Source organism: Halioxenophilus aromaticivorans (assembly GCF_042850945.1).
Lineage (GTDB): Bacteria > Pseudomonadota > Gammaproteobacteria > Pseudomonadales > Cellvibrionaceae > Halioxenophilus > Halioxenophilus aromaticivorans.
This window is the reverse complement of record NZ_AP031496.1, coordinates 2,123,583-2,139,473: the sequence shown is the minus strand read 5'-3', so window position 1 is coordinate 2,139,473 and position 15,891 is coordinate 2,123,583. Positions and strand designations below refer to the sequence as shown.

At 52.3% G+C, this 15,891-nt stretch carries 19 protein-coding genes; 14 read left to right on the top strand and 5 right to left on the bottom strand.

The genetic code is table 11. From position 1 onward, the window contains the following. Nucleotides 1-53 precede the first annotated feature (53 nt). Together ACGHM3_RS09295 and ACGHM3_RS09290 are read right to left on the bottom strand one after the other, a co-directional pair. Complete coding sequence (locus ACGHM3_RS09295) at nt 54-1,175, bottom strand: AI-2E family transporter (protein ID WP_345418700.1); 1,122 nt, start codon at nt 1,173-1,175, stop codon at nt 54-56. A 30-nt stretch (nt 1,176-1,205) separates the two neighbouring features. Then, nucleotides 1,206-1,466 carry a sulfurtransferase TusA family protein gene (locus tag ACGHM3_RS09290; RefSeq protein WP_345418695.1) on the bottom strand — a complete coding sequence of 87 codons (261 nt, stop codon included), beginning with the start codon at nt 1,464-1,466 and terminating at the stop codon, nt 1,206-1,208. Between the two features lie 248 nt (nt 1,467-1,714). Between ACGHM3_RS09290 and ACGHM3_RS09285 the strand changes: the two genes are divergently transcribed. After that, nucleotides 1,715-3,205, top strand: a complete 1,491-nt coding sequence (locus ACGHM3_RS09285; RefSeq protein WP_345418693.1) for a M48 family metalloprotease — start codon at nt 1,715-1,717, stop codon at nt 3,203-3,205. Nucleotides 3,206-3,297: 92 nt separating this feature from the next. On the opposite strand, the gene ACGHM3_RS09280 is transcribed toward ACGHM3_RS09285, so the two are convergent. Further along, nucleotides 3,298-3,525 (bottom strand): SlyX family protein, encoded by a 228-nt coding sequence (locus ACGHM3_RS09280; protein ID WP_345418690.1) that lies wholly within the window; start codon nt 3,523-3,525, stop codon nt 3,298-3,300. 168 nt (nt 3,526-3,693) lie between these two features. On the opposite strand from ACGHM3_RS09280, the gene ACGHM3_RS09275 reads away from it, so the two are divergent. Beyond that, the gene (locus ACGHM3_RS09275) at nt 3,694-4,539 is read left to right on the top strand and encodes a UDP-2,3-diacylglucosamine diphosphatase (protein WP_345418686.1); all 846 of its coding nucleotides are present in this window, start codon (nt 3,694-3,696) and stop codon (nt 4,537-4,539) included. 16 nt (nt 4,540-4,555) lie between these two features. On the opposite strand, the gene ACGHM3_RS09270 is transcribed toward ACGHM3_RS09275, so the two are convergent. Next, complete coding sequence (locus tag ACGHM3_RS09270) at nt 4,556-5,398, bottom strand: ion transporter (RefSeq protein ID WP_390517993.1); 843 nt, start codon at nt 5,396-5,398, stop codon at nt 4,556-4,558. A gap of 138 nt (nt 5,399-5,536) precedes the next feature. On the opposite strand from ACGHM3_RS09270, the gene ACGHM3_RS09265 reads away from it, so the two are divergent. The 3 genes from ACGHM3_RS09265 (at nt 5,537) to ACGHM3_RS09255 (ending at nt 6,825) form a co-directional block, all read left to right on the top strand. Continuing rightward, a complete protein-coding gene (locus ACGHM3_RS09265; protein ID WP_345418680.1) occupies nt 5,537-5,860 on the top strand; it encodes a hypothetical protein in 324 nt (107 codons plus the stop codon). Between the two features lie 21 nt (nt 5,861-5,881). Continuing rightward, nucleotides 5,882-6,208 (top strand): stress response translation initiation inhibitor YciH, encoded by a 327-nt coding sequence (locus ACGHM3_RS09260; protein ID WP_345418677.1) that lies wholly within the window; start codon nt 5,882-5,884, stop codon nt 6,206-6,208. Between the two features lie 83 nt (nt 6,209-6,291). Further along, nucleotides 6,292-6,825 (top strand): hypothetical protein, encoded by a 534-nt coding sequence (locus ACGHM3_RS09255; protein WP_390517991.1) that lies wholly within the window; start codon nt 6,292-6,294, stop codon nt 6,823-6,825. A 57-nt stretch (nt 6,826-6,882) separates the two neighbouring features. On the opposite strand, the gene ACGHM3_RS09250 is transcribed toward ACGHM3_RS09255, so the two are convergent. Then, nucleotides 6,883-7,764 (bottom strand): MipA/OmpV family protein, encoded by an 882-nt coding sequence (locus tag ACGHM3_RS09250; RefSeq protein ID WP_345418671.1) that lies wholly within the window; start codon nt 7,762-7,764, stop codon nt 6,883-6,885. Between the two features lie 74 nt (nt 7,765-7,838). On the opposite strand from ACGHM3_RS09250, the gene ACGHM3_RS09245 reads away from it, so the two are divergent. Genes ACGHM3_RS09245 through ACGHM3_RS09205 form a run of 9 tightly spaced genes read left to right on the top strand, consistent with a single transcriptional unit; the run spans nt 7,839 to nt 15,884 of the window. Next, nucleotides 7,839-9,032, top strand: coding sequence for a beta-ketoacyl-ACP synthase (locus ACGHM3_RS09245; RefSeq protein ID WP_345418669.1), 1,194 nt, complete (start codon nt 7,839-7,841; stop codon nt 9,030-9,032). A gap of 7 nt (nt 9,033-9,039) precedes the next feature. Continuing rightward, complete coding sequence (locus ACGHM3_RS09240; protein WP_345418666.1) at nt 9,040-9,855, top strand: beta-ketoacyl synthase chain length factor; 816 nt, start codon at nt 9,040-9,042, stop codon at nt 9,853-9,855. 27 nt (nt 9,856-9,882) lie between these two features. Further along, entirely contained in the window at nt 9,883-11,457 is a 1,575-nt protein-coding gene (locus ACGHM3_RS09235; RefSeq protein WP_345418663.1) for a tryptophan 7-halogenase, read from the top strand. Between the two features lie 5 nt (nt 11,458-11,462). Continuing rightward, on the top strand, nt 11,463-12,056 hold the full coding sequence (locus ACGHM3_RS09230; RefSeq protein ID WP_345418660.1) for a hypothetical protein: 594 nt from the start codon (nt 11,463-11,465) through the stop codon (nt 12,054-12,056). A gap of 13 nt (nt 12,057-12,069) precedes the next feature. Beyond that, nucleotides 12,070-12,453: a 3-hydroxyacyl-ACP dehydratase gene (locus ACGHM3_RS09225; protein WP_345418657.1), complete on the top strand. Its 384-nt coding sequence runs from the start codon at nt 12,070-12,072 to the stop codon at nt 12,451-12,453. Beyond that, on the top strand, nt 12,450-13,196 hold the full coding sequence (locus ACGHM3_RS09220) for a glycosyltransferase family 2 protein (protein WP_345418654.1): 747 nt from the start codon (nt 12,450-12,452) through the stop codon (nt 13,194-13,196). Before ACGHM3_RS09225 ends, ACGHM3_RS09220 begins: the two co-directional genes overlap by 4 nt. Continuing rightward, nucleotides 13,193-14,194, top strand: coding sequence for a hypothetical protein (locus tag ACGHM3_RS09215; RefSeq protein WP_345418651.1), 1,002 nt, complete (start codon nt 13,193-13,195; stop codon nt 14,192-14,194). The genes ACGHM3_RS09220 and ACGHM3_RS09215 overlap by 4 nt, the downstream gene beginning before the upstream one ends. A 2-nt stretch (nt 14,195-14,196) precedes the next feature. Next, nucleotides 14,197-14,643: a hypothetical protein gene (locus ACGHM3_RS09210; RefSeq protein WP_345418649.1), complete on the top strand. Its 447-nt coding sequence runs from the start codon at nt 14,197-14,199 to the stop codon at nt 14,641-14,643. Next, nucleotides 14,643-15,884, top strand: coding sequence for a beta-ketoacyl-ACP synthase (locus tag ACGHM3_RS09205; RefSeq protein ID WP_345418646.1), 1,242 nt, complete (start codon nt 14,643-14,645; stop codon nt 15,882-15,884). Before ACGHM3_RS09210 ends, ACGHM3_RS09205 begins: the two co-directional genes overlap by 1 nt. Nucleotides 15,885-15,891: the final 7 nt, after the last annotated feature.

The window sequence follows — 15,891 nt, the reverse complement described above, 5'->3', positions numbered from 1 at the left end:
CACTTTTTAATCGTTTTGTTGTCCACGCGAGGTTCAATGAACCTGAGATGTCGCTATTCTGACTCCCCATTTACTGCTTGGTTCTCAAGCAATCCCACCTGTTGCGTCTCTTCTTGCTCGGCCAACTCTTGAGCCGTGGGCCAAGCATTGATAATGGCTTTTAACAAAGTCGCCAGGGGTATGGCGAAAAACACCCCCCAAAAGCCCCATAAGCCACCAAACACCAACACCGCCAGGATGATGGCAATGGGGTGCAGATTCACAGCTTCGGAAAACAACAGGGGTACCAGTACATTGCCATCCAGCGCCTGAATAATGGTGTAGGCCGCCATCAACCAGAAAAACTCACTGGACCAACCCCATTGAAAATAACCGATCAAGGCCACCGGTACGGTCACCACAGCGGCGCCGATGTAGGGAACAATCACTGACAGACCAACAATCACCCCCAATAGTAGTGCGTAATTGACCCCTAGCAAGGCGAACACCACATAGGTAGTCACCCCCACGATGAGAATCTCGATGGCCTTACCGCGTACGTAGTTGGCGATCTGCTGGTTCATCTCCGCCCAAATCGTATTCATCACCGGGCGGCGTTTGGGCAGAAAAGACGTAAGCCAGTTTTGGATAGTGCTGCTGTCTTTCAGGAAGAAAAACACCAGGATAGGTACCAATACTAAGTAAACCAAGGCACCGACCAGCATGGTTAAATTGGCGATGGAGAATGTCACCAGAGACTGGCCAAAGGTGCCGATCTCCCGGCGGATCATCTCCAGCACCTGTTGTACCTGCTCCTCGCTAACTAGGCTTGGGTATTTTTCCGGCAACAACAACAACAAATCTTGCACCTGTACCATCATCCTGGGGACTTCGCCCAGTAGTCCTCGCGTTTGGTACCAGATAACGGGCAATATCCACAGCAGATTGACCACGATAAAAGACACCAAAAAGATAAACGTGATGGATACCGCAGCCCAGTGTGGCAGCCCCAGCGCCCGTAACCGCAGCACTAGTCCTTGCAGCAAAAAGGCGATGACCAAACCAGCCAGCATAGGCGCCAGCACCGTGCCCATGGTATAGGTGACGATGAGCGCCACTATCAAAAACAGCACTAACAGCACCGCTTCTTCATCGGAGAAGTAGCGGTGAACCCAATTACCTAAAATACGTAACAATGGTGTCTTCCTTTAACTGAACATGGCGAACTAAGCCGAGGCCTCGACTTTTTTAACCCTAAAAATATAAGTATCGCCATCTTGTTGTGTAGCGACCAATTGGTGTCCGGAAAGTTTGCAAAAGGCCGGAATGTCTTGAGTGGAGGTCGCATCCGATGCTAGCAGTTCGATAACCTGCCCCGGCAGCATTTCTTTTAAGCCTAGCTTTAACTTGAGCAAGGGCAGCGGGCACAAACAACCGGTGACATCTAAAGTGCGGTCGATTGTGGCCGAAGTATTTGACACTTGCATAACAGGCATCTCTCTGAGACTGTGGTTGCACGATAAACAGAAGTAAAAGTCTAACGAAATTAAAGGCTTATTACGATCACTAGGCCAAACGAATACTCCCAACCGGCACCGGGTTGATGGAACAAACGCCCTTGCACTGGTTCTAAAAGCCTAACCAAGTGACGCCAACGGCGCTTTATAAGACAACCCAGTTAGGCTTACACTAATCGCAATCACTCGAAGAACAAACGATAAGTCAGAGATAATACGTGCGCAGTAGAACCGACACACGCCCCATCTTATTCGGCCTCCTCAGTCGAACCCGTGCTACAGCCCGTCAAATCGTTTTGGCCAGCTTGCCATTGATGGCCGCCACGCCATCCGCCCTTGCCAACAATATTCAATTACCGGATCTTGGCGACAGCAGTTCTGGCATTGTTTCCCACGCTCGAGAACAAAAACTCGGTCAAGCTTGGCTACGTTCATTTAGAAGCCAAGTGGTAACCTCAAGTGACCCAGTACTGTACGAATACGTAGAGAATCTGCTGGCCAACCTAGCTACCCACAGTGAGCTGAAAAATCAGCAGCTCGAGCTTGTTATCATCCCTAACCCAACCATCAACGCCTTTGCCGTTCCCGGTGGCGTGGTTGGCGTCAACACCGGCTTGTTTCTCTACGCCGGCGACGAAGACCAAATGGCCTCCGTGCTGGCCCATGAGCTGGCGCATTTGTCGCAGCGCCACTACGCTCGAAGCGTCGAGGCAGCGCAGAATGCCAGCATCCCCACCATGGCCGGGATTCTCGCCGGTTTTATTTTGGCTGCCACCGCCGGTGCCGACGCGGGTATGGCGGCCATTACTGCGACCCAAGCGGCCGCCTTGGACAACAAACTGCGCTTCAGCCGGCAAAACGAACAAGAAGCCGACCGCATTGGCATGCAGACCCTGCTGTCAGCCGGGCGCGATCCTAACGCCAGTGCAGAAATCTTTGAGCGCATGCTCAGAGAAACCCGCTACACCACTCGTCCACCGGAGTTTTTACTGACTCACCCGGTGACCGAGAGCCGAATTGCCGATGCCCGTAACCGTGCACTGCGCATGCCCAAAGGTGACCATTCAGTTGATGATCAGTTTTATTATATGCAAGCGCGCGCGAGGCTACTGCATGCGGAAAACCCCAACGTAGCGGCAAAAATCTTCACCACCGAACTTGAAGGTGACTCCCCTTCCGAAAACGCCAGCCGCTATGGTTTGGCACTGGCACTGACCGAATCCGGGCGCTTTCAACAGGCCGCCGAACAAATAGACTTTTTGCTGGAATATCAACCAGAGAACACTCTGTTTATTATGGCTAAGGCACGCCTAGAAGCGAAACAGGGCAATGTTAAAGCCGCCCAGAAACGCCTTCGCGCAGCACTACGTATAAAGCCTGCGAACCATCCGCTCAATACGACTTTGGCCGAAATACTTATGGATGCCGGCAGCTACTCCCAAGCTGAATTGGTGCTCAGCCAGCACAGCCAAAGGCGTCCAAAGGACGATTACGTGTGGTATATGTTGGCAGAAATTCGTGGTCTATCCGGAAACATACTCGGCCTGCACCAAGCCCGGGCGGAGTATTTTATCTTGAACGGCATCTACGATAAGGCTCGCGTGCAGCTCGACAATGCCCTCAAACTGGCGAAGTCCGAATACACCATCGCGTTAATCAATCAACGTAAAAAAGACATCGAGCAGATGCGCAGAGACGCGGACATGTAGCACAGTTAATAGCGACGACTGTCGGTGCTCCGCCTTAACCCGGTTGACGCCTTTACCAAAATCCGTGAACCAGCTGCCATCAACCGGAGGTTTTAGTAATGCGGCGGGCGCTCATCGGTGTGCCCCCCACCGGCTTCCATGCCAAATTGCAAGTCTTTTAGTTTATCCACCAAGCTTTTCATCTGCGCTTTTAGCATTAGTAGCTCTCGGTCTTGGCGTGCAACGATTTCATCTAGGGACGCCAACGCATCCTCTTGGAAGCTGACACGCGCTTGTAGGTCGGCAATGTGTTGTTCATGGTCACTTGAGCTAGCCCCCATGGTTTACACCTTCTGTGGTTAGAATGGTCAGATTATTACGGCTTTTGCGGCTAACACGCTGCTTAGAGGTGGGGATATTCATTAACTGGTCAAAAATCATTAATTTTACTGTCACATTCCAAATTCATTATCGCGCCTTAAAATGCACCCAGTGATAGGCCGCAATCGATGACTGTATCCGACGCCCCTGCCATAAGCCGCAACCGTTCTATTTTCATCTCCGATGTACATTTAGGCACCAAAGATTGTAAAGCGCGCCAACTCAATGAGTTTCTGAAAACCCACAAATGTGAAAAGCTGTACATTGTCGGCGATTTCATTGACGGCTGGCGCATGGCTAAAAAGGTACACTGGAAAAAAAGCTACAACCGAATCATCCGGCGTATATTAAAGCTTTCCAAGCGCGGTGTAGACATTTATTACATTACCGGCAACCACGACGAATTTCTGCGCAAGTTCGCCAACAACCGCTTTGACAACATTCACTTGATAAACAAGATGGTGCACCAGACCGCCGACGAAAAACAGTTGATAGTGATGCATGGCGACCAATTCGACGGCGTTACCCGCGCCCACAATCTGCTCAAATGGGTGGGCGATTGGGGCTACGATGTGTTGATGTTTTTAAACCGGCAGTTTAACCGCGCCAGAGCAAAATATGGCTATGGTTACTGGTCGTTCGCGGGCTTTTTAAAAGATCACATCAAGCGCGCGCAAACCTATATCGCCGATTATGAAGATGCGGCCTCACACTACGCCGCCAAACATAATTACGACGGTATTATCTGCGGCCATATCCACCACCCGGCCATCAAAACCATCAATGGAGTCACCTACTACAACACCGGCGATTGGGTGGAATCTTGCACAGCGCTAATTGAAGACTACGACGGCCAGTTTCGGCTAATGGACTGGAAAGACCACGAACAGCCGGTGGTGATCAAGCCAAAGCTGGTGGTAGAGGAAATCGCACCGATCAACGTAAACCCGGAGCCCCAGGTAGCCAGCAGTTAGCGGTTCGATGGCTGTATTATGCTTCGGCTACAGGCTTCTTCTTGGCCAAGGTTTCGCCGCAGAATTTGCAGTGCTTAGCGTCTCTTTCATGGCCAACTGCATGGCAACCCTGGCAGGAAATTTGGCGGCGATCGCGCATTAATTCTTGGTTGAGCTCCGCGGTTAAAATACCGGTGGGTACAGCGATGATAGAGTAACCCGTTAACATCGCAAAGGATGCGATGATTTTACCCAGGGTGGTGTGCGGCGTGATGTCGCCATAGCCCACCGTGGTGATGGTAACAATGGTCCAATAAATACTGGTGGGTATGCTAGTAAAGCCGTTTTGCGGGCCTTCTACCACAAACATCAAAGCTCCAAACACCGTCGCTAACACCAATACGGTGGCAAAAAACACCAGTATTTTGCGGTGTGAGGCGCCTATGGCACGCATCAGGATATTGGCTTCTTCCAAATAACGCATCAGCTTGAGCACGCGAAAGATGCGCAGTACGCGCAGCAAGCGAATAACGATCAAATAATTGATATTGCCGATAAATAAACTGAGGTAACTGGGCAAAATCGCCAGCAGGTCAATGATGCCGTAAAAGCTGGTGATATAGCGCAGACGATTGGGCGCACAATAGACTCGAAGGCCGTATTCTATAGTGAATAAAATGGTAAAAAACCATTCCAGACCATACATGGCGGCGGGAAAGCGAGAGGCGATGTGTTCAATGGACTCTAACATCACCACACCGACGCTCAGAAAAATCGAATAGATCAAAAACAGATCAAAGCGTTTTCCTGCCGGCGTGTCGGTCCCGAATATGACGCGAAACAAGTATTGCCGTGTGGTTTCCTTCACTTGAGACTCCATGCGTTACCTGTTCCTACCTTCTACTACCTGATCAGATTTTAAGCTTAACTTAAGATGAGCCAACCGACTCATGATTTGCCAGAATTTTAGCTCGATTGGTAAACTAGCGGTTTTCCGCCCTCGTGAGAATACCGCCCTGTGTTATCCCTGGTAAAAATCGTCCGTTGCCCCTACTGCAATGTGCCCATGGACAAAGCCTTGCTTAAACGTCACGGGCTCTTAAAAGCCTTCTTGCAGCGTGAAGCATTCCCCTGCCCCCACTGCCAGAAGGCCATCCAATTACCAGAGAGCGCAGAAAAACTCACCTCCATTGGGCTATTTGTAGCTGTTATTTTGGCACCCCTATTCCATTATTGGCAATTGGTGCCCATCCCAGCTCTCTACGTTTTCGGCATTGGTTTGGCCCTATTGCTGTTTGGTTTATGGAGCCAAAAGCTGGTAAAGGCCCCGTCACATCACTAACACCGTGTAATAGGCGAATTTATGAGCAAACCCAACAAAAATAGCCGCTTGGTCTATTCCACCGATGGCGGCCGAGCCAAACCACCAGACGCCACCCCCACCTCCACCGTTACCGATGGCGTGGTTCGAATTAAACGCGAAACCAAAGGTCGCAAAGGTAAAGGCGTTAGCCTAGTAACAGGCTTACCGCCAGAGTCATTAAAGGATACCGCCAAAACCCTAAAACAGAAACTTGGGGTCGGCGGCGCCGTCAAGGACGGTATTGTCGAAGTTCAGAGCGACGACCGAGACAAGATTAAACAGCTCCTAGAGGTCTTGGGACACAGCGTAAAAATTGCCGGCGGTTAGCGCCAGATTGGGAACGGTCTTTGCACTAGGTCACCTAGATCACCGCTTACGACGGTTTATTGGCATAAGTGAGAGCAGACATTATGGACCAGGGCACCATTTGGCAACTGATTGACACCAGCGTAAAAGTTTCTCTTGGCGCGATTATCGCCGCCATGTTGTATTGGCTTGTACATTGGCGGCGCCAAAACACCAACGATGACCAACCCGCTGGCAATCGCCGCATTCAGTTGTTAGAGCAGATTTCTTCCGACGTGGGTAATGTAAGCCACGCCTTCGCTAAATATTCTGCCCTGATTATGGAGTCCATGCGCTACGGTGAGCGCTGGCCCGCAGGCCGCAAGGCTGAACTGACCCAGGTGAATAAGGACCTCGTAGCCGAATTTAAAAAGCTCGCCGACGCCCAGGCCACCCTGCTCATGCTGGGTGAAAAAGGCATGGAAAAAACCCTGCGCATCTACGCTGCCCGCATCGTTATGTTCCGCAAGGAAGTGTACGTGGGCCGCACCGACATTTCGGTGGAGGACATTGCCAAGATCAAGGGCGAAATCAACAGTCTAAGGGAAACCTTCTACGACATTCTTAGCCGGAGATACGACCGTCTGCTGGCCTCCTAACGCCCTTTTCTAGTTAAAAAACCGGCCGCGTGCCGGTTTTTTTTGGCCTCTGGCAAGCTATCGACGTACGACTTTTTCATCGTCCCGGCTGACAGTGGTCTTGGAACGAAACACAAATCGGCTGTAAATAAAGCCAACACTTAAGCCGTAATTGGTTTCCACCAACGGAGAATCCTCAAACTCGGCCCCGCTTAAATGGTCGTAGCGGGCAAACAACACCCAGAGGCGCTGGTCTGTGCGCGATCGTATAGATGCCGTGATTCTACTGCCAGAATAGCCAGCGTCGGCCCGATAGGCTGCTCGCTCGGCGGTGGCATAGCGGTCGGCAACATGGTAGTACACATCGTGAAATTGCTGGCTGCCAAATTGCGGCCCCGCAGATACACTGGCCAGCCAAGGGGTTTCCCGCCACTGAAAGCCATGGTGGAAGCTCACATTGGGCGCAAAGGTAAAGCCGTTGTCTGATACACCCTGCCAGCTAACGCCCAAGTTAAAGCGCAATGGCAGGTTCAATTTAATCCGATTAGTGGCTCCATCATACAAATCGATCTGAAACGACGGGCCTATTTGCAACATGGTGTCGATATCAGCCATCCCCTCCCGAGCATCGATGTCGTCGCTGTTGATGGCAAAATTGATGTCGGCACTGATATCCAGCCGGTAACGGGGCTCATCCACCACTTCGGCCCGAATGCCCCGGCTGTCGGATTTGAACACCTTACCTCGATAAATGGGTACCGGAGCCGGGAACACAATATTGCGCTGCTGGCCACTGCCGGGGTAGAACGGTTGATTCACTGCTCCTATTCCGATGCCCATTTCAAATAAAGGCTTGGCAGTCTCTTGTGCCCATATCTTTGGCGTAATGCAACCCACCAGGGCCAAGGTAAACAACCACTTGTTACAGCGCGAAGTTAACACAGTGTTTGGGATGAACATTTTCTCTCTGTTACAATTACGTGATTTTTAGCAGCAGCAGCCGGCGAAGAAAATGGCTTTCCGGCGCGATGATTATGGATATTAGACTACTCGATTACCAAAGCACCACCGCCGCCTGGCAAAATCGTGACGCATTGCGACCGGCCATAGACAGCCAGAGCAGCGGTCTGAGGCGCAACGATTTGCCCGGCTCAGACGTCGACACATGGATTGGGCGCGTAGCGCAAGTGGATGGCCTAGACCTCGGCCCGTGGCAGTGCCGCAACAATGCACTGGCAGACTATTGTCTGCGACAAGGCCAATTTTTAGCCTCGGTAGAGACCCTCAAGCAGTACTTTGACGCTGCCCGCATTGGCATCATCGTGGGCTCCAGCACCTCGGCCATTGACCGCACAGAGACGGCCTATCAGCAATTAACCGATGACGGTGAGCTAGCCCCAGAATTTCAACAACCTGAGGTTCACAACCCGCACGCATTGGGATTGTATGTCGCACACACGCTGGGGATCACTGGGCCCAGCATGACCATCAACACGGCCTGCTCATCGTCGGCTAAGGTATTTGCCAGTGCCGCTAGGTGGCTAGCAGCAGGTGTTGTTGACGCCGTTGTGGTGGGTGGCACCGATGCATTGGGTTTGAGCGTGGTACACGGCTTTAACGCATTACAACTGGTCTCCCCTGCCCCGTGCCAACCCTTCGACCAAAATCGCACCGGCATCAATATAGGCGAAGCCGCAGGCTTTGCTCTGCTTGCCAATGCAGAGCAGCTCAGCGCCGAGTTTCCCTTAAGCCGCCACCGGATTACGCTTTCCGGTTACGGCGAAAGCTCCGATGCCCACCACATGTCTCACCCACACCCCGAGGGCACCGGCGCGCGGCTGGCCATGCAGCAGGCATTGAGCCAAGCCAAACTGCAACCGGCGCAAATCGATTACGTTAATTTGCACGGCACCGCCAGCCAGGCCAACGACGCCATCGAAGGTGATGTCATCAGCGTGCTATTTGGCGAAAATACCTTGTGCTCCTCCACCAAGGGCTGGACCGGGCATACCCTAGGTGCCGCCGGCATCACAGAAGCGTTAATCGCTGTGGATACACTAATAAGCGGTATCGTGCCGGCCAATTTAAACCTGCAGCAACAGGACCCAAGGCTCACCTTGCCACTGCCGCGCAACAACGTAACCAAGCTCTGTCAGCACGTTATGAGCAATTCCTTTGGTTTTGGCGGCAACAATTGCAGCCTAATTTTTAGCGCCACGGCCAGTTGAGGTGAAGATGCAAGTTTTTGTACACGGGCTCGGCGCCTTTGGCCCGGGCTTTGAAAATTGGCGGGATCTTCAAAACCTGTTGGCTGGCCACGGTGGTAACGACGATGCCCTTAAAGCGCCAAAGCCTGCTGTAATACCCGCCAACGAGCGACGCAGAGCCCCTTTGGCCGTGCGCATTGCCGTGGAGACGGCCTCGCAAGCCATAGCAATGAGTGACATACCGGCCACTGAGGCCGCCTGCGTGTTTGCCTCAGGCCTAGGCGATACCGACCTCACGGATTATATGTGCAAGGTGCTAGCCGGGCCGGACAAACAATTGTCACCCACCAAATTTCACAATTCTGTTCACAACGCTGCGGCCGGATATTGGACCATCGCCACCCACTGCCGACAACCGGCCAACTCCATTGCCGGGCTGGGATATTCGGTATCCATCGCTTTGCTCGAGGGTATGGTGCAGTGCATCACCGAACAGCGCCCGGTGCTGCTGGCGTTCTATGACACCGCTACATCCCAGGTTCTCAGCCGCTTATTTTCCAACGAGCAAGCGTTTGGCTTCGCCATGCTGATTAGCCCCAGCGACGATACCGGCCTTGCCACTCGATTGGACGCCAAAACCGTCACCCTGGCGCAACCCAAATGGCCTACACTGAACACAGCACAGCTAGAGCACCTCTACGCTGCCAATCCCGCGGCAAAATCCCTGTGTTTAGCCAAGGCGCTGACGGCAGCACCGGCCTCAAAGCTGAGCCTTCCGCTCAGCCAAGGTAGCGCGCTGGAAATCGACGTTAAACCCTGTACCGCCTGGATGGCGGCAGAATAAATCAGTTGTTAAAAGGACATTGAAATCGTGGCTGCAGGTAATCCAGACGTCATAATTGCTGGTGGGGGCATCGCCGGCCTGGGTTTGGCTACCCAGCTTATTGAACAAAACCCAGAGCTGAAAATCACTCTGTTGGAGCGCAGCCGGTTCCCCGTCAACAATGTGACCGCCAAGGTGGGTGAATCCACCGTGGAAATTGGCTCACGTTACCTCTCCCACACCTTGGGCTTAAAAGATCACTTCGCCAGCCAGCATCTTCAAAAGTTTGGCCTGCGTTGTTTTTTTGGCTCACCACAAACGGATTTCAGCCAACAAGACGAGCTGGGCGTAAGCCGGCGGTTTGACCTACCAACTTTTCAGATCGAGCGCGGCTTGGTGGAAAACCACTTGCAACAGCGCTTGCTGGCCCAGGGCGTTACTGTTTTGGATGGCGTCGACATCGAGAGCGTAGAACTGGGGCAAGGCACGCAGCAGGCTCGTTTTAAAGACCAACATGGCCAACACCAGACCTTACACAGCCGCTGGTTAATCGACGCTGCCGGGCGCCAAGCGCTGGTGAAAAACAGCCTCGGTTTGCACAAGCCAAGTCACCATCGCGGCAATGCTATTTGGTTCCGGGTGGACAAAACCATCAAAATCGATGATTGGAGCAACCAAACTCATTGGCACGATAAAATTGCAAGTTGTGGCCAACGTTGGTTGAGTACCAACCATTTAATGGGGCCGGGCTATTGGGCATGGGTAATACCGTTAGGCAGTGGCGCTACCAGTATCGGTTTGGTAATGGACGACATTGCCTATGAACAAGCAGCCATCAGCAATTACAACGAAGCACTGGCTTGGCTAGATCAGCATCAACCTCACCTAGCCGCTGCGCTGTCTGATGCCAAGGTGCTGGATTTCGTCAATGTCCGCGACTACTCCTACGGCTGTGACAAGCTATTTTCCAGCGACGGCTGGGCCCTCACTGGCGAGGCCGGCGTCTTTGCCGACCCTTTCTACTCGCCGGGCGCGGATTTTATCGCCCTAGGCAACGACATCATTAGCCATATCATCAGCCAGCAATCCAACGGCCAGGCGATTAACCGAGACTGCAATGTGCTGGAGTTTTTCTTTACGAATTTCTTCGACAATACCGTTTCGGTGTACCGGCAACAATACGGCGGCTTCGGCGATCGCCAAATGATGTCGGTTAAACTGGCCTGGGACTATGCCTTCTACTGGGGGGTGCTGGTGCTGTTGTACTACAAAAATGCCGTTACCAGCGTGCAAACCATTAAGCGATTTATTCCAGATTTACAGCACGTCATTAGTCTCAATCAAACAATGCAGGCGCTGTTTAGAGAGCGAGCCCAACAGCGCCGAATATTGACGCCACAAGGAATGTTTATCGATCAGTACGAGTTACCGGTTTTGCACGAAATCATCGGCCAATTAACCGACGAATCCCTGCCCCTGGAGCAGGCCCTGCCCAACAGCCGCAGATGTTTGGAGCAGTTAATGACCTACTTCACGGATATGCTCAGTAGCAACCCCACAAAGGCTATTAGTGACGGCGAGCGAGCACTTTTGGCAGATTACCGGCACCAAGTACTGGCCTAGTATCCATGTCTGCCTCCTGGACCAAAGTGTGTTCCGCCGTGATTACGTTACTTGCATTGCTCTACCCGGCATGGCTGTATTTCAACGTACAGAGCCAAGGCATAGCTGTGTTGGCACTGGGGCTTATTATTATTGCCACGGGCCGGTTGCTGGTGAACCGGCACCAAGCCAGCGCTAAGGAATACTGGATATTAATTGGCGTTATTACGCTGTGCGTTATTGCCTACGCTTCTCACAATGCCATCTATTTAAAATTTTACCCGGCGGTGATGAATTTTTCTGTGGCCGCGAGCTTTGCCCTCTCTCTGACAAAAGAGCAATCGCTAATAGAGTACTTTGCCACACGCTTCAGCACTAACACGCCACACCCTCCGCAAGCCCGTGCCTATATGCGCAAGCTAACGTTAGCCTGGGCCATTTTTCTTACCGGTAACGGGCTGGCAGCATTGTGCACGGCGCTGTTTACCAGCACCGAAATATGGGCCCTTTATAATTGCGTTATTTCCTACCTGATTATGGCGCTATTTTTTGCCGTTGAGTTGCTGTTTCGGCAGTTTTACCGACGCCGTTGGCCTGACCCAAAAGACCACAACGCTTAAAGCAATTATCAACATGACAAACACCATTACTTATCCATCGCCGGCCAACGAATGGCCACATCTAAAAGCGTTAAACGCCTCCCACGCGCAGAGCAGCGCTTGGCAACTAACGCTATTTGTCGCCGATGATTGCCGTTGGTTTAACGGCCATTTCCCGGGCAACCCAGTACTACCCGGGGTTGTGCAATTGCATTGGGCGCAGTTTTTCGCTCGGCAATTGGCCGACTTGAAGCGTATTACCCAGGTAAAAAGTTTGAAGTTCAATAAAATTATTTTACCCAATACCGAAGTAAGCCTAACCCTTACTGTACTTCGGGAAAAACAACGGGTTAACTTTCAGTACTTCAGTGGCGATGACGTGTGCTCCAGCGGCACTTTTAGTGGGGAATTTTTGTGAGCTATTGTTTAATCGTACCCCACTACAATCACGCCGCGGAGCTCGCTAACTTTCTGCCTAAATTGCGCGGCTTAGATATTCCCATCGTATTAATTGACGACGGCAGCGACCCACACAATTTGTCCCAGGTGCAGCAATTGTGCAGTGAGCAAAACGACCTGCACCTTATCGAACACGGCCACAACCGAGGCAAAGGTGCCGCCGTGCGTACCGGGCTCGGCCTCGCCCGCTACCTAGGCTTTAGCCACGGCATTCAGATAGATGCCGACGGCCAGCACTGCCTAGAGGATGTTAGTAGGTTCATTGAAGCGAGCAAAAAGCAACCGCAGTGGATTATTTGCGGCAAGCCGACATTCACCGACGACGCTCCTAAAGCCCGTGTTTACGGCCGCAAGGTCACCGACTTTTGGACTGCACTGGAAACCCTGTCGTTAAAAATCAAAGACGGCCTGTGTGGCTTTCGAGTCTACCCTTTGGACGCTTTAGACACCGTTTTCGACCGGTATTACGTTGGCCCGCGCATGGATTTCGATACTGAAGTATTGGTGAAAGCAGTATGGTCCGATGTCGATCTGCAATTTATCGATACTCGGGTGGTCTACCCACCCGGGGCCGCCTCACATTTCCATTATCTGCGCGATAATCTTGTGTTGATTCAATTACACACTCGTCTAGTCACCGGCATGCTATTGCGGTTGCCTTGGTTAGTGAGTAAAAAATTACGCGGGCGCCCGCAACCATGAATGGCGATACCGTTACCAACAATAAAGCAAGCGCAGATGCCTTGCATTGGTCTAGTATGCGCGAGGCCGGCACCCTCACTGGCCTACGCTTTTTATGGGCGGTTCATCGCTACTTTGGCAGACCAGCGGTTTCTTTTTTGCTGCGCCCCATCGTTTGGTATTTTGTGCTTTTCCGCGCGCAGGCCCGCCGTGGCTCGCTGGAATTTTTAACCACACACTGGCAATGCTACCCAGAGCTTTGGAAGAAAAAGCCCGGACTAAGTGCCAGCCTACGACACTTCCGCGAGTTCGCAGAGACCGTGGTCGATAAACTTATGGCTTGGCACCTGGAGCTGGACCCAAACCTGTTTTACATCCGCGATAAAGAAACCCACCGAAGGTTGCTAAATGACACCCGGGGTCAGTTAATCATTGGCTCTCACCTAGGTAATATCGAATACTGCCGCGGCTTTATGCAACGCTACAAATCGCAAACCATTAACGTCTTGCTGCACGACCGCCACGCGCAGAACTACGTGGCGATGATGCAATCGATGAACCCACAATCCCGCGTTAATGTTTTTCAGGTGGATGAGTTCGACATCACCACCATATTGCAATTCAAAGATAAAATCGATGCGGGTGAATGGGTTTTCATTGCCGGCGACCGCACACCACCCTCGGGCAACACTCGTACAGTTGCTGTTACTTTTATGGGCCGCACAGCCCACTTGCCCATTGGCCCCTACCTATTGGCCCGGGCCTTAGAGTGCCCCGTGAAGTTAATGTTCGCCTACCGTAACTATTGTGGCGACGATAACCGATTGTATTTTGATGTCGTGGATTTCGCTGATCAAATCAAGCTTCCGGCTAAGCGGCGGCAGCAATTACTGCAAGACTACGCTCAGCAATATGCTAACCACTTAGAAAAGGTTTGCCGCGAGGCACCGTACCAATGGTTTAATTTCTACTCTTACTGGGCCGACTCGCCTCACTCAAACACCCCCGGTGACCACTAATTATGTCGCAACCGCTATTACCCGAACAGTTTTTGCCACACAGAGACGATATGCTATTGCTTAACGACATCATCTCTGTGACCGATTCCGAGTCCAAGGCAAGAGTCACTATCGAGCCCACTTGTGCATTTTTTATTGCGCCGCACGGCGTTGCCGCGTGCATCGGCTTGGAATACATGGGGCAAACCGCCGCGTTAATTGCCGGCCTTTCCTTGCAACAAGGCAAAGAGGAACCGCAAATCGGTTTTTTACTCGGCAGCAGACTCTACACACAAACCGTCGACTTTTTTCGCCCTGGCCAGCAACTTATAGTCCACGCGGTTGCCGGCACCGTGGTTGGTAACCAGCTGGCGAATTTTAATTGCACAATCTCCGATGAGGACAGCCAGGCGGTACTGTGCCAGGGCACCTTGTCGGTGATGAAAAAACCACTAACGGAGCAAGCTTGATGCCCCACCATAATCATAAAAAGCGCGTTGTAATCACCGGCGCGAGTACCATTTCTGCACTTGGCAACGACTGGGCTTCGGTAAAAACAGCGCTGCAAAATAAAACCAGTGCCATGCGTTATATGGAAGAGTGGGATAAATACCAAGACTTGGTCACACGGGTGGCAGCACCGGTGGACGACTTTACGCTGCCCAAGCACTACAAAGCGCGAGAGCGCCGAGCGCTTGGGCGGGTCGCACAAATGGCTGTGGTGGCCACCGAACAAGCACTGGCAAACGCAGGGCTCACCGACCACCCCGTCATCACCAATGGCCGCACAGGGGTTGCCTATGGTTCGGCCACCGGCAGCACCGCCGCAGCACTGGAGTTTTTCAGCTTGCTAAAAGAACACACCTTGGGGATGATCAATACCACTACCTATACTCGGATGATGAGCCACACCGCAGCGGCCAACATCGGCGTTACCTTTGGCACCCAGGGTCGAATTTACACCACCACCAGCGCTTGCACCGCAGGCAGCCAGGGCATCGGCTTTGCCTATGAAGCCATCGCCCATGGCCAACAAGATGTGATGATTGCCGGCGGCGCCGAGGAATTATGCTCAGCCCAGGCAGCGGTGTTCGACACTATCCTAGCGGCTACCCGCAACTTTAACGCTACCCCCCATAAAGCCCCAAGACCTTTTGACATCGACCGCGACGGTCTGGCTTTAGGCGAAGGCGCAACCACGCTTATTGTAGAATCCCTCGAACACGCCCAGGCCCGTGGCGCGCCCATTTTGGCAGAAGTAATCGGCTACGCGACCAACTCTGATGGAGTCCACCTGGTTAGGCCTCAACAGCCCACCATGGAAAAGGTGATGCAGTTAAGTTTGGAAGATGCAGGCATAGACGCCGATGAAATTGGCTATGTCTCCGCACACGCAACGGCCACCGCCGGAGGCGATGTTGCCGAGAGCCACGCCACATACAATGTGCTGGGCAAAAAGCCCATTAGCTCCATGAAAAGCTATACCGGCCACAGCTTGGGTGGCTGTGCATCCTTCGAGCTTTGGTCGGCCATTATGATGATGAACGAAGGCTGGTTTAACCCAACGCTCAACCTAGATAACCTCGACCCAGCATGCGCCCCCCTAGACTATATCGCCGGAGAGTGCCGAGCCATCGAAACTGATACGATCATGAGCAATAATTTCGCTTTTGGCGGCATCAATACATCGCTGATCGTTCGTCGTTTCTAGAGTCTAA